Source organism: Mycoplana dimorpha, assembly GCF_003046475.1.
GTDB lineage: Bacteria > Pseudomonadota > Alphaproteobacteria > Rhizobiales > Rhizobiaceae > Mycoplana > Mycoplana dimorpha.
The window spans coordinates 439,958-453,420 of the sequence record NZ_PZZZ01000002.1 but is presented as its reverse complement, the minus strand read 5'-3'; the positions used below and the strand labels follow the sequence as shown (position 1 = coordinate 453,420).

At 64.4% G+C, this 13,463-nt stretch carries 12 protein-coding genes; 3 read left to right on the top strand and 9 right to left on the bottom strand.

Annotated features, from left to right (window positions below; all coding sequences use genetic code 11):
- Nucleotides 1-297 precede the first annotated feature (297 nt).
- On the top strand, nucleotides 298-2,625 hold the full coding sequence (locus tag C7449_RS05750) for a methyl-accepting chemotaxis protein (RefSeq protein ID WP_108001819.1): 2,328 nt from the start codon (nucleotides 298-300) through the stop codon (nucleotides 2,623-2,625).
- A 117-nt stretch (nucleotides 2,626-2,742) separates the two neighbouring features.
- On the opposite strand, the gene C7449_RS05745 is transcribed toward C7449_RS05750, so the two are convergent.
- Nucleotides 2,743-3,687: a nucleoside hydrolase gene (locus tag C7449_RS05745; RefSeq protein WP_108001818.1), complete on the bottom strand. Its 945-nt coding sequence runs from the start codon at nucleotides 3,685-3,687 to the stop codon at nucleotides 2,743-2,745.
- A 183-nt stretch (nucleotides 3,688-3,870) separates the two neighbouring features.
- On the opposite strand from C7449_RS05745, the gene C7449_RS05740 reads away from it, so the two are divergent.
- On the top strand, nucleotides 3,871-4,302 hold the full coding sequence (locus C7449_RS05740) for an Hsp20 family protein (RefSeq protein WP_108001817.1): 432 nt from the start codon (nucleotides 3,871-3,873) through the stop codon (nucleotides 4,300-4,302).
- A 142-nt stretch (nucleotides 4,303-4,444) separates the two neighbouring features.
- On the top strand, nucleotides 4,445-4,702 hold the full coding sequence (locus tag C7449_RS05735; RefSeq protein WP_108001816.1) for a BQ00720 family protein: 258 nt from the start codon (nucleotides 4,445-4,447) through the stop codon (nucleotides 4,700-4,702).
- A gap of 15 nt (nucleotides 4,703-4,717) precedes the next feature.
- On the opposite strand, the gene trmB is transcribed toward C7449_RS05735, so the two are convergent.
- The 8 genes from trmB to miaB all read right to left on the bottom strand — a co-directional run bounded on the left by trmB (nucleotide 4,718) and on the right by miaB (nucleotide 13,455).
- Nucleotides 4,718-5,419: a tRNA (guanine(46)-N(7))-methyltransferase TrmB gene (gene trmB / locus C7449_RS05730; protein WP_108001815.1), complete on the bottom strand. Its 702-nt coding sequence runs from the start codon at nucleotides 5,417-5,419 to the stop codon at nucleotides 4,718-4,720.
- An 85-nt stretch (nucleotides 5,420-5,504) separates the two neighbouring features.
- Nucleotides 5,505-6,764: a methionine adenosyltransferase gene (metK, locus tag C7449_RS05725; protein WP_108001814.1), complete on the bottom strand. Its 1,260-nt coding sequence runs from the start codon at nucleotides 6,762-6,764 to the stop codon at nucleotides 5,505-5,507.
- Between the two features lie 175 nt (nucleotides 6,765-6,939).
- A complete protein-coding gene (locus C7449_RS05720; protein WP_108001813.1) occupies nucleotides 6,940-7,359 on the bottom strand; it encodes a helix-turn-helix domain-containing protein in 420 nt (139 codons plus the stop codon).
- A gap of 147 nt (nucleotides 7,360-7,506) precedes the next feature.
- The gene (lnt, locus tag C7449_RS05715; RefSeq protein ID WP_108001812.1) at nucleotides 7,507-9,090 is read right to left on the bottom strand and encodes an apolipoprotein N-acyltransferase; all 1,584 of its coding nucleotides are present in this window, start codon (nucleotides 9,088-9,090) and stop codon (nucleotides 7,507-7,509) included.
- Nucleotides 9,091-9,264: 174 nt separating this feature from the next.
- Entirely contained in the window at nucleotides 9,265-10,437 is a 1,173-nt protein-coding gene (locus tag C7449_RS05710; protein WP_108001811.1) for a hemolysin family protein, read from the bottom strand.
- 12 nt (nucleotides 10,438-10,449) lie between these two features.
- Nucleotides 10,450-10,953 (bottom strand): rRNA maturation RNase YbeY, encoded by a 504-nt coding sequence (gene ybeY / locus C7449_RS05705; RefSeq protein ID WP_108002074.1) that lies wholly within the window; start codon nucleotides 10,951-10,953, stop codon nucleotides 10,450-10,452.
- Nucleotides 10,954-10,969: 16 nt separating this feature from the next.
- On the bottom strand, nucleotides 10,970-12,025 hold the full coding sequence (locus C7449_RS05700) for a PhoH family protein (protein ID WP_108001810.1): 1,056 nt from the start codon (nucleotides 12,023-12,025) through the stop codon (nucleotides 10,970-10,972).
- A 29-nt stretch (nucleotides 12,026-12,054) separates the two neighbouring features.
- Nucleotides 12,055-13,455: a tRNA (N6-isopentenyl adenosine(37)-C2)-methylthiotransferase MiaB gene (gene miaB / locus C7449_RS05695; protein WP_108001809.1), complete on the bottom strand. Its 1,401-nt coding sequence runs from the start codon at nucleotides 13,453-13,455 to the stop codon at nucleotides 12,055-12,057.
- Nucleotides 13,456-13,463: the final 8 nt, after the last annotated feature.

Sequence of the window (13,463 nt, the reverse complement as noted above, 5' to 3'; positions counted from 1 at the left end):
ACAGCGACGGCCCGCTCTGCGGGCCGTTTTTTTGCGCCCGTTAGGGGACCATCGCCTTCCTGAGTGCATAGCCGCCGGTGCCCCGCATCTCTCGGGGGCCGAGAATCGCTGCTTAATAGCGATTTTTTTAATGTCTTGCCGATATCCGGTTGTATCAGACGGCGACCCCGCAGGGCCAGGGGCCAGCCCCGGATGCTGGTCCGGCATTCGACATCTCCATGACGGAGTCCATCCATCAGTCTCGATAGCGTATGTCGCAGCCGGTCTCCGGCGCGTGGCACAACCCATGAGGATTCCATGTTCAACATCCAGCCAAAGTCGCTCGCGACGAAGCTGATCGCAGTGACGGGCGGCACCATCGCCCTCGTTCTGCTGGCGTCGAATTTCGTCCTGATCTCGCAGTCTGAAGATCGCGTCCAATCGCTGATTCGCAACGAAGCAAACAGCGAAGCGCGGGCGATTGCCAACGAGGTCGCCGGCGCCGTCGGCGAGTTGGCGAGCGCTGCGCGCTCCACCGCCGGCATCATCGGCAAGGCTCACGAGGGCGGGTTCGCCGAGCGCAAGAGCGTCATCGATCTCCTGAAGGTGAACGTCGAGAAGAACGACTTCGCCTTCGGCAGCTGGTTTGCCGCCGAGAAGGACACCTACGACGGCAAGGCGGCAGACTACGTCGCGAACACCGAATTCGGCGGCGCCAAGGATGGCACCTTCAATCCCTACTGGACCAAGGGCGCGGACGGCATCTCGTTTTCGACATTCGAGTCCGAATACGATGCCGAGTTCTACACGCTCGCATCAAAGAGCGGCAAAGGCGCGATGACCGCACCGTACCTGGAAACGGGAACCGGGAAGGCCATTTCCATCGCGTCGATCGCCTATCCCGTCATGTCGAACGGCAAGTTGATCGGCGTCGGGGGCGTCGACGTCAGGCTGACCACGCTCGCCGAACGCGTCTCCCAGCTCAAGCCCTTCGGTTCGGGCCGCGTCCTGATCCTGACGCAGTCCGGAAAATGGCTGGTTGCGCCGCGTCCTGACCTGGCGATGAAGGCTTACGACGGAACCGGCGCCGAGGTCATCGAAGCCGCACTGTCTTCGCAGACGGCCGGCATCATCCCGGATCTCACGATGGCTGACGGCGAGTCGTTCGACCGCGTCGTCTATCCGGTCGCGCTCCCCGACGTGAACACGACATGGGTGGTGCTGGTGGATATCCCGCACAGCGTCATCAACGCACCGATCAAGGAGCAGACCTTCATGATGGTGGTCGGCGGGCTGATCGTGCTTGCTGCCGTGCTCACCGGCCTTTGGCTCGCCGTCCGCCGCTTCGTGCAGAAGCCGCTCTCGGGCCTCGTCGGCGATGTGGAGAGACTGAGCGCCGGCGACTATGCCGATCCGGTCTCCGGACAGGAGCGCACCGACGAGACGGGCGCCGTCGCCAAGGCGCTGGAGGGCTTCCGCCACCAGCTCGCCGATACCAAGCGCCTGGAAGCCGAGGCTGAAAGCCAGCGCCAGATGACGGAGACGGAGCGCACCCGCTCCGAGGCCGAGCGCCAGGCCTCGGGTGCGCTGCAGCGCGACATCGTCGCACGGCTGGCCGAGGGGCTTGCCCGGTTGTCGTCCGGCGAGCTTTCCTACCGGCTGTCCGGCGAGTTCCCCGGCGAGTACGCCAAGATCAAGACCGACTTCAACTCCGCCATGGCAAGCCTCGAGGAGACGATCCAGACCGTCAACGCGTCGGTCGCCAACATCGGCAACGGCACGAACGAGATATCCTCCGGGGCCACCGACCTGTCGCAGCGCACCGAAAAGCAGGCTGCAAGCCTCGAGGAGACGGCGGCGGCGCTCGATCAGCTGACCTCCCAGGTCAACTCGAGCGCGGACAACGCCCGCATCGCCGCACAGTCCGTTGGCACCGCCAGCGACGATGCCGTCAAGTCTGGCGAGGTGGTGCAGAAGGCGATCGCCGCCATGAAGGGCATCGAGAAGTCGTCGAGCGAAATCTCGAATATCATCGGCGTCATCGACGAGATCGCCTTCCAGACCAACCTTCTGGCGCTCAACGCCGGCGTCGAAGCCGCCCGCGCCGGCGAAGCCGGCAAGGGCTTCGCCGTCGTCGCCCAGGAGGTGCGCGAGCTTGCGCAGCGTTCCGCCAATGCCGCCAAGGAGATCAAGAATCTCATCAACGCCTCGGAGGCGCAGGTGCGCGAGGGCGTCGACCTGGTCGGCAAGACCGGCAGCGCGCTGGAGAAGATCGCCGAGCAGGTCATGCAGATTAACAGCCTGATCAGCCAGATCTCCTCCTCGGCATCCGAACAGGCCGTCGGGCTGAAGGAGATCAACTCGGCCGTCAACCAGATGGACCAGGTGACCCAGCAGAACGCGGCGATGGTCGAGGAAGCGACCGCGGCCAGCGTTTCGCTCAACGAAGAAGCCAAGACGCTGCAGTCGCTCGTCGCCCGCTTCCGCACCGCGCAGGCCCAGCAGGCTGCGGCCCGTCAGCCGCAGCGAGCGGTCCAGGCCCAGGCGCAACCTACCGCGGCGGTCCGACGCCCTGCCCCGACCCGGGCGATCCCACAGGTCGCCGGCAACACCGCGCTCGCCCTTGACGACTGGGAAGAGTTCTGAGCCAGGTCGCAACCCGTAAACATGCAAACGGCGCCCATGCGGCGCCGTTTTTGTTTACAGGGAGCACCCTGTGCCGCTCCGTCTTGCGGGCGTAAGGGTTACCGATAGCGCACCGCCTTACAGCCGCGCCACGCGCTCGGTCAGAAGCTCGAAGAAGCCGTCCGCATCCACCTCGCGCATCACCCGCGCATTGTGCGCGCGCCCGGTAACCTGCCACCAGTCCACAACCGTCATGCCGGCGGTCAGCGGCGAGCTTGTCTCGATCATGACGTTGCAGTCCCGACCGCCGAACAGCTCGGGTCGTAGCAGATAGGCGATCACGGTCGGATCATGCAGCGGCCCGCCGTCGGAGCCGTACTTCTCGACGTCGAAGCGTTCGAAGAACTCCAGCATCTCCACCAGAGCGATCGCCGGCGCCGTGCCGATGGCACGGATCTTCGCGACCCGGCTCTTCAGCGTCATCACCTTATGCGTCACGTCGAGCGGCATCATCACGATCGGAATGCCCGACCTGAACACGACCTCGGCCGCCTCCGGATCGACATAGATGTTGAACTCCGCCGCCGGCGTGATGTTGCCGCCCTCGAAGAAGCCGCCACCCATCATGACGAGCTCGGCCACACGTCCGGCGATGTCCGGCGCCTGCTGGAGCGCCAGCGCAACGTTGGTCAGCGGCCCCAGCGTGCACAGGGTCACGGTCCCGGCCGGCTCGCTGCGGAGCGTGTCGACGATGAAGTCGACCGCGTGCTTCTCCTGCAGCGGCATCGTCGGCTCGTCGAAATCGGGTCCGTCCAGGCCGGTCCTGCCATGCACATGCTCGGCGGTCACCAGCGGGCGCTTCAGCGGCGCGTCGGCGCCGGCGAAAACCTTGACGTCGGGACGCCCGCACAGCTCGCAGACGATGCGTGCATTGCGGGCGGTCAGCGGCAGCGGCACGTTGCCGGCAACCGTGGTGACGCCAAGAACATCGATCGCCTCCGGACTGCCGAACGCCAGCATGATCGCCGCCGCGTCATCCTGCCCCGGGTCGGTGTCTATGATTATCTTTCTTGGCTGCGACATCGGGCCTCACTGTTGCGAATCAATATTTTGGCGGCGCGCCGTCCCTCCGGCGAAGCGGGACTATATTGGCCGGGCGCCGCTTCGCAAGCGTCTTGCACGCCCGACTGGCAATACCCATATTGCGCGTGTCGGGATGCCGAATTCGGGTCCCCCACCGGTCGCTTGAACGCAAGGACTAATGAAATGAGCCGCATGACGCCCTTCGCCAGCCCTTTGCTGCTCGGCTTTGATGCCATGGAGAAATCGCTCGAGCGGATTGCCAAGGGCAATGATGGCTACCCGCCGTACAACATAGAACGTATCCGCGCCGACAGCGCGGAGGGCTCTCCGGAACGGCTGCGCATTGTACTCGCCGTCGCCGGGTTTTCCGAGGACGAACTGGAGGTGACGACGGAGGAGAACCAGCTGATCGTCCGCGGCCGCCAGACCGACGCGAGCGAGCGCGAGTATCTCTACCGCGGCATTGCCGCCCGGCAGTTCCAGCGCATGTTCGTCCTTGCCGATGGCATGCGGGTACTGGGTGCCGAGTTGCGCAACGGCCTTCTCTCGATCGACCTCGTGCGTCCCGAGCCGGAGCGCATGGTAAGAAAAATTAACATTTCCGTACCAGACTAGGCCAAGTGCGTTCCTGCGGGCACAGCCGCCGGACGGCGTTAAGGATAGTCTGATCTTAACCGGACGCACCGACGGGTCATGACGACAGCGGGCATCCGGATCAGGCCGGTAGCCAATCCGGCGATTTGCCCAGGAGGCGAACATGGCACTGAAAACCATCACCCCCAAAGTCAGCAAGGCCGATCTTGCGCATCTGGGCGCCGGCGAACTCGGCTATATCCGCAAGATGCGCGCCGACGAGGTGTCGCGCTGCTTCCCGGAAGCACCGGACATCGATCCGAACCTCGACCTCTGGGCGCTGTTCGGCGCCGACGGCACGCCCATCCTTCTGACCGACAACCGTTCCAGCACCTTCTACAAGGCAGCGGAAGACGAACTGCGCACGGTCAGCCTGCATTGAAATCGAACGGTCGGGTCACCCCCGCCTGAAGGTGAGATAGGCCGAGCTCCGGCCCTCGCGCCGGGCCTTTGCCTCGTAACGGGTGCCGGGCCAGCCGACAAAGGGCGTCAGCCAGTCGCTGGCGTTTTCCGCCATCCATTCGAAGGCCGGGTGTCGCCCGCAATGCAACAGCGTCCAGTTGACGTAGGTGTCGATGTCGGACGCAAAGCAGAACCGCCCTCCGGGTTTCAGCACCCGGGCGAACCGGTCCAGATTGACCGCCGAGACGAAGCGGCGCTTCCAGTGCTTCCGCTTCGGCCAGGGATCGGGATAGAGCAGGTCGATCTGGTCGATCGACGCCGCCGGCAGCCAGTCCAGAACCTCGGTCGCGTCGTCATCATAGACGCGGACATTCTTCAGCCCCAGATCGTCGACGCGGGACAGAAACTTCGCCATTGAATTGACGAAGGGCTCGACGCCGATGAACCCGGTATTCGCCCTTTCCTGCGCTCGGTGGACGAGATGTTCTCCGCCGCCGAAGCCGATCTCCAGACGCACCTCGTCCACCGGAACAGGAAACAGTGCAGAAAGACTGGACGGCGCTGGCGTCCCAAGATCGAGCTTCAGGGCCGGCAGCAGCGCAGCCATGCCTTGCGCCTGCCGCTCGCGCAGCGGCTTGCCCTTGCGTCGCCCGAAGAAGGCTTCGGTGGCGCGAACCGGGTGCTGCTGATCTGTCATGGCTGTGTCTCTCACGATAAAAGCGGGCGTCTCCTTGAAGGAGGCACCCGCTTTACAGTCTTCCCGGGCGACCCGTAAAGGGCGATCAGGCGGCGGCCTTCAGCGTCTCGGCCTTCAGCGCATCCTTCAACGGCTTCACCAGGTCCAGCTTCTCCCAGGAGAACGAACCGTCGCGGCCGGCCTTGCGGCCGAAATGGCCGTAAGCCGAGGTCTTGGCATAGATCGGCCTGTTGAGGTCGAGATGGCGGCGGATGCCGGACGGCGAAAGGTCCATCACCTTGCGGATCGCCGCTTCGACCTGATCCTCGGTCACCTTGCCGGTACCGTGCAGGTCGACATAGATCGACAGCGGCTGGGCCACGCCGATCGCATAGGAAAGCTGGATGGTGCAGCGCTCGGCCAAGGCCGCGGCGACAACGTTTTTCGCGAGATAGCGTGCCGCGTAAGCCGCCGAGCGGTCCACCTTGGTCGTGTCCTTGCCGGAGAATGCACCGCCGCCATGCGGGGCGGCGCCGCCATAGGTGTCGACGATGATCTTGCGGCCGGTCAGTCCCGCGTCACCGTCCGGGCCGCCGATCACGAATTTGCCGGTGGGATTGATGTACCATCTGCAATCGTCGGCGATGCGGATGTCGGAAAGCGCCTCGCGGATATAGGGTTCGACCACCTTGCGGACCTTGGTCGAGTCCCAGCTGTCATCGAGGTGCTGGGTCGACAGAACGATCGAACTGACCTCGTCGGGCTTGCCGTCGACATACTTCACCGTCACCTGGCTCTTGGCATCGGGGCCGAGCCTGGCGACGTCGCCGTCGCCCTTCTTGCGGGCGTCGGCGAGCAGCTGAAGGATGCGGTGGGAATAGTAAATTGGGGCCGGCATGAGCTCCGCCGTCTCGCGGCAGGCATAGCCGAACATGATGCCCTGGTCACCGGCACCCTCGTTGCCCTGGTGGTCGGCAGCGTTGTCGACGCCCTGGGCAATATCATCGGACTGGGCGTGCAACAGCACGTCGATCCTGACGGTCTTCCAGTGGAAGCCGCTCTGCTCGTAGCCGATATCCCGGATCGCCTTGCGCGCGACGGCCCTGAACTTGGCCGGATTGATGACGTCGCGGCCGTCCTTGTCCTTCTTCAGGAGGCTCGGCGGCAGCCGCACTTCGCCGGCAATGACCACGCGGTTCGTGGTCGCGAGCGTCTCACAGGCGATGCGGACGGACCAGGGATCGAACTTCGTCTTGTTCGCCTCACGATAGACCAGGTCGACGATCTCGTCGGAAATTCGATCGCAGACCTTGTCGGGATGTCCCTCGGCCACGGACTCGCTGGTGAAGAGGTAGTTGCTGCGCATACGGGAATTCCCCTCAATGAAGATGTCCCGTCTTAGTCATTTCAAGCCCCAAAAACAAGCGCAGAACGACATAAACATATGTTTATGTCCGATTATCTTTTAGTCGTGCAGGCAAAGAAAAACGGCTCCGAAGAGCCGTTTTCTTGAAAGTCGCAGGTTGTCAGGCGGCGAGCCGCTATTCGACTTCGGCCTCGGCGGCGAGCGCCTTGACCAGGTCGACGATCTTGCGGCGCACCTTGGGGTCGGCGATCTTCACAAAAGCCCGGTTCAGCTGCAGGCCTTCCGAAGACGACAGGAAATCGACGACATAGTTCGAGCTGGCGGCCTCGGCCATGCCGGGCTGGCTGCCCGAGCTATCGCCCGGCGCATCCTCGAAGAAGAAGGAAACCGGCACGTTGAGAATGCTGGAAATGTTCTGCAGGCGGCTGGCGCCGACGCGGTTCGTGCCCTTCTCGTACTTCTGGATCTGCTGGAAGGTGATTCCCAGATTTTCGCCCAGTTTTTCCTGGCTCATGCCGAGCATGGTGCGGCGAAGGCGGATCCGGCTACCGACGTGAATGTCGATCGGGTTCGGCTTCTTCTTGTTCTCAATCATTGCTGTGTCCTAACGTGCGAAATGGCCCCGTATTGCCCGGCATCGATCATAAGACCTAACGTCACGTTGTACCCGAAGATAGCCTCGGAACTGATAATACGAAAAAGACACCGGCGACCGCCACTATGCAATTTTAGGGGTTTTCGGTCAATTCGCCCACCGGATAAAACCAATGCGAGAAATCGCCGCCCCTGTGAAAAAGATTGCAACTAGACCCCAAAACCAGAGGTTTTGTGATAGTTTATCAGGAAACGCCGGGCTTGTTCCCGGTAAGGCTGCGTCGATGAAACCATCCTTGTCATAAGCAAGTCCTAATATAGTGCGGCCTTTCGAATCTACAACCGCGGAGATGCCACTATTGGCAGCGCGCACGAGCGGCAGGCCGGTCTCGACGGCACGCAACTGAGCCTGGTGGAAATGCTGGTAGGGGCCGGGCGTGTTGCCGAACCAGGCATCGTTGGTGATGTTCAGGAGCGCATCCGTGCCGAAGGCGGCGGCGTCGATCTCGCCCGGAAAGATCGCCTCGTAGCAAATCAGCGGATAGAAGGAACGTTGCGAGGGAAGCGTCAGCACCTGATGGAGCCGCGCACCGGAAAAGCCGCCCGGCATGGCGGCAACCGCATCGACCCCCCAGGACATGAAAAGGCCCTCGAACGGCATGTATTCGCCGAACGGAACGAGATGGACCTTGTCCGCGGCGCCGAGGATCTGTCCCCGGCCGTCGATCGCATAGATTGAATTGTAGTAGCGCGGCGGCTTGCCAGCGCCCGCTTCCTCAACCCGAACCGCACCGGCCAGCAGCACCTGATCGTCCTCCAGCACCTCGGCGATGCGGGCGAGCGCATCCGGATTGTCGGTGAGGATGAAGGGAATCGAGGTCTCCGGCCACACCACGATGTCGGGGCGCTTGCCGCTAGCGGCGGCGCTCGTCAGCGCCAGATGCTTCTCGAAGACCGCGGCGCGTTGCGCGTCGTCGAGCTTTGCCGACTGATCGATCACCGGCTGCACGAGGCGGACGGTCACGCCGCTGTCGGCCGGATCCGGCAGGACGTGGAGCACATACAAGCCGTAGCCCGCCTGCAGCGCGAGCAGCAGACCGGCGAGCGACAGGCCGAGGCGCTTGCCGCGACCGGTCCACACCAACGCGGGAGCCGCAAAGACGAAAACAGCGAGCACGTTCATTCCAGCGATGCCGAGAAAGCGAGCCGGCTGCATCATCAACGGCACCGGCATGGCGCCATAGCCCACCGCGTTCCACGGAAAGCCGGTGAACAGCCAGGAGCGCAGCCACTCGACCAGTCCGAACGCGGCTGCCAATGCGAGAATGCGCCCCACTCCGTCAGACCAGAACAGACGGGCAAGCGCCGTCGCCAGACCGTAGAAAAGCGCCAGGAATGCGGGCAGTCCGAGGATGGCCAGCGGCAGCGCCCAGGCGTATTCGTCCGCCTCCACCAGCAGTGCGTTGCCGAGCCACCACAATCCGCCGAGGAAGTAACCGAAGCCGAAGCACCAGCCGACGCGGAAAGCCGGCGCCTGCCGGCGCAGCACGCCGGCGTCCGGATCGCCGCTCGCCCCATCGATTAGCCACACCAGTACCGTGAAGGAGACGAACAGGGCGGCGAAGAAGCCGAACGGCGGCAGTGCCAGCACCCCGAACAGGCCGGCAAGGAATGCGACCAGCGCCCGCGTCCACCCGGACAGCAGCATGACCCTGCCTGACAGACGCTTCATTCCGTCCCCTCTCGCTCTTTCGCGAATCAGCGCGGCAAGTCTTTCAAAAAAAGGGACGCTTGTCGCCCACAGCAGGCCCGCCGGCGGCCCGCCGCCAGCGGGAGGCGGGACGGCAGTGTCGGCGAGCCCGCTTGTGCACCCGGGCGGGCAAACGGCGGAGCCTCCGTTGCCGCGTCAGGCATTCCCCTCGGTCTTGCCGCTTTCGGTGAGCACGTGCTCCGGCACGGCCGGGACAATCTCTCCTTCCGGCCTCGGTTGCCGGCGACGCTGGGCGGGCGGCCGCTTGCGGGTGATCCGCACCCGCTTGACCCGGCGCGGATCGGCATCGAGCACGTGGAATTCGAAGCCCGGTATCGCCTGCACGACCTCGCCGCGAACCGGGATGCGGCCGAGTGACCCGAAGATCAGGCCGCCGAGCGTGTCGGCGTCCTCGAGCTGCTCGCGAATGTCGAAATCCCTGCCGATCGTCTCTGCCAGTTCCTCGAGTTCGGCGCGGGCATCCACCATGAACACGTCGTCGGAGACGCGAGTGATCATCGCCTCGTCGTCGTCATGCTCGTCCTCGATGTTGCCGACGACCATCTCGACGATGTCCTCCAGCGAGGCGAGCCCATCCGTTCCGCCGTATTCGTCGATGACAAGCGCCATCTGGATGCGACCGGCCTGCATGCGCCCCATCAGGTCGGAGGCGAGCATCGACGGCGGCACGAACAGCACCGGGCGGATGATTCCGGCTTCCAGCACAGTCTTGCCGAGATCGACGCGGGCAAGATCGAACTGGGCCCTAGGCGCCTTCACGGTCTTGTCGCTCGCGGCCGGGGCCGGTGTGGCGCCGTTTTTGGCGGCGGCGCCGTTCTTTGCGCCGGTGCGCCGCTTGTTGCGCGCCTGCCGGGTCACATAGGCGAGCAGGTCGCGGATGTGGACCATGCCGCGCGGATCGTCCAGGCTGTCGCAATAGACCGGCATGCGGGAATGGCCGGATTCCTCGAAGATCACCATCAGTTCGCCGATGGTGATGTCCTGCTCGACCGCCTCGATGTCGGCGCGCGGCACCATCACGTCCTCAACCCTGACCTCGCGGAAGCGCAGGATGTTGTGCAGCATCGCCCGCTCTTCGGGCGAGAAGGCCGCATCGCCTTCCGGGTCGGAAGTCTTGAGGGCCTCGGCAAGGTCGTGCCGCAGCGTCGAGGCATCGCTGTTGCGGAAGAAGCGCGTCGCCCGCGCCCAGAAGGATGGGGCCGGCCTCGACTGAGGTTCCGGCCTGGGCGTACTGCCCCCGTCGTCCTGATCTGAGGCGCCGGCCTCGCTCGTTTCAGCCGAAAGCGGCTGTGTTCTCAAATCGCTCATGGTTCCAGACTGTCAAACCGGGTCGTGCCCGTAGGGGTCAGATAGGCCAAGCTCACCCAAAATGCGAGTCTCGAGCCCCTCCATTTCTTCGGCCTCGTCGGTTTCCATATGATCATAACCGAAGAGATGGAGAAATCCATGCACCAGAAGATGCGTCAGGTGATCGTCGAAGGGCTTGCCCAACTCGCCCGCCTCACGCTGCAGGGTCTCGTAAGCGAGGATGATGTCGCCAAGCATCGGCCCCGGCATGCCGCCCGGCTGGAGCGGCGATCCGGGGAACGACAGCACATTCGTCGGCTTGTCCTGGCCACGCCACTCGGCATTGATCGTGCGGATCGACGGGTCGTCGGTGAACAGCAGCGACAGTTCCGGCGGCTCGCTCGGAAAGGGCTGCCCCTCCTCCTTCCCAAGGTGGCGCGCCGCGGCCCCGATGACGCGCTCGCTCAGCGATCGGAGCGTCGCCTCGTCGGGCCAAGCGCCTTCCTCGACGCTGATTTGGATATCGATTTCACTCATGGAGATCAGGACCGCCTCAGCGGTCCAGGTGCTCGCTTTCATCCTGTACGGCGCTCTGGGATTCGTAGGCCCGCACGATGCGGGCGACCATCGGGTGCCGCACGACGTCCGCATCCTTGAAGCGGACTACCGACACGCCCTCGACGCCTTGCAGGATGTGCAGCGCCTCCACCAGGCCGGACTTGACGCCGCGCGGCAGGTCGATCTGGCTCGGATCGCCGGTGACGATCATGCGGCCGTTCTCGCCGAGACGCGTCAGGAACATCTTCATCTGCATCGAGGTGGTGTTCTGCGCCTCGTCGAGGATGACCGCGGCATTGGCAAGCGTGCGCCCGCGCATGAAGGCGAGCGGGGCGATCTCGATGACGCCGGCGGTGATCGCCCGCTCCACCTTGTCGCCCGGCATCATGTCGTAGAGCGCGTCATAGAGCGGCCGCAGGTACGGATCGACCTTCTCCTTCATGTCGCCGGGGAGGAAGCCGAGCCGCTCGCCCGCCTCCACCGCCGGCCGCGACAGCACGATCCGGTCCACCGCGCCGCGCTCCAGAAGCTGGGCGGCATAGGCGACGGCGAGATAGGTCTTGCCGGTGCCGGCGGGACCGACGCCGAAGACGAGTTCCGAGCGCTCCAGCGCCCGGATATAGGCGTCCTGCATCGGGGTGCGGGCGGCGATCGTCTTCTTGCGGGTGGAGATCTGCGCCATGGTCAGCTTGGCCTTGCGCTCCATCGTCGGGAGCGAAAGCTGGTCATCGGCGGCCACCGCCATGCGGATCGCCCCTTCGACGTCGGACAGTTCCACCGAGCCGCCGCTCTGCAGGCGGCCATAGAGGTAGTCGAGCGCCCGGCGGGCCTGGTTCGTCGCCACCACATCGCCGGAGATGGCGACGGAATTGCCCCGCGCGCGCGCATCGACCTGCAGCCGCTGTTCCAGAAGCTTCAGGTTCTGGTCAAACTGGCCGAACAGTTCGCTGGCGTATCGGTTGTTCTCGAAGGTTAGCACGAAGTGATTTGCGTCTGTCGCAGGCGGCTTCGACTGGCGCGGCGATGTCATCATCAATTCGTGTCCGTTCAAGCGGCAAGGCTCCCTTGTCGGCCGCCCCGTCAACCGATCGCCTCTGCGAAAAGGCTGTTCGGGCCGGCTCCGGTGATTCGTGCTCTTACAATGTCACCGATTTCGGAGCCATTTGCATCTATATTAACAGGATGCAGCCAAGGCGACCGCCCGACCAGTTGACCGGGCATCCGTCCGGGCTTTTCGAGAAGCAGGTCGATCTCCTTGCCGACGCAACCGGCGGCGAATGCCGTCTGCTGCTCGAACAGTAGAGCCTGCAGCCTTTCGAGCCGCTCCGACTTTACACCCTCGGGGACCTGTCCGTCCATCTCGGCGCCCGGCGTGCCCGGCCGGACCGAATACTTGAACGAGAACGCCTGCGCATAGCCGACCTGGCGCACCAACTCCAGCGTGTCCTCGAAGTCCGCATCCGTCTCGCCGGGAAAGCCGACGATGAAGTCCCCGGAGATGGCGAGATCCGGCTGGACCGCGCGGATGCGCTCGATCAGCGCGACATATTCGGCCGCCGTGTGGCGCCGGTTCATCGCCTTGAGAATGCGGTCGGAGCCCGACTGCACCGGCAGATGCAGATAGGGCATCAGCTTCGGCAGGTCGCGATGGGCGGCGATCAGTTCGTCGTCCATGTCGCGCGGATGGCTGGTCGTGTAGCGGATGCGCGCCAGGCCGTCGATCTGCGAGAGGCGGGTCAAAAGCGCGCCGAGGCCGCGTTCGACCCCATCTTCGCCCTCGCCATGCCAGGCATTGACGTTCTGGCCGAGCAAGGTGATCTCACGCACCCCGGCCTCGACCAGCCGTTCCGCCTCGGCGACGATCTGCGCCAATGGCCGGGAGACCTCGGAGCCGCGCGTATAGGGCACCACGCAGAAGGTGCAGAACTTGTCGCAGCCCTCCTGCACGGTCAAGAACGCGGTGACGCCGCGGGCCCGGGTCTGCGCCTTCTTCGGTGCCGGCAGGTGCTCGAACTTGTCCTCGATCGCATAGTCGGTATCGACGACGCGCTCGCCCTGCTTGGCGCGCTTCAGCGCCTCAGGCAGGCGATGGTAGGTCTGCGGGCCGATGACGAGATCGACGGCCGGGGCGCGGCGCAGGATCTCGCCACCTTCGGCCTGGGCGACGCAGCCGGTGACGCCGATCATGAACTCGCGACCTTCCTTGGCGCGCGCCTTCTTCAAGTCGCGCAGCCGCCCCAGCTGCGAATAGACCTTCTCCGCCGCCTTCTCGCGGATATGGCAGGTATTGAGAAGCACCAGATCGGCGTCCTCGAGCGTGGTCGTCGGCTCATAGCCGTCCTTCGACAGCGCGTCGGTCATGCGCTCGCTGTCGTAGACGTTCATCTGGCAGCCATAGGTCTTGACGAACACCTTGCGGGTGCCGCCTGCGGCGGGTGCGGACTGCCCGGCCACCGCGCCTGTCGAATTCTGGTCGGTCATGGCGGGTT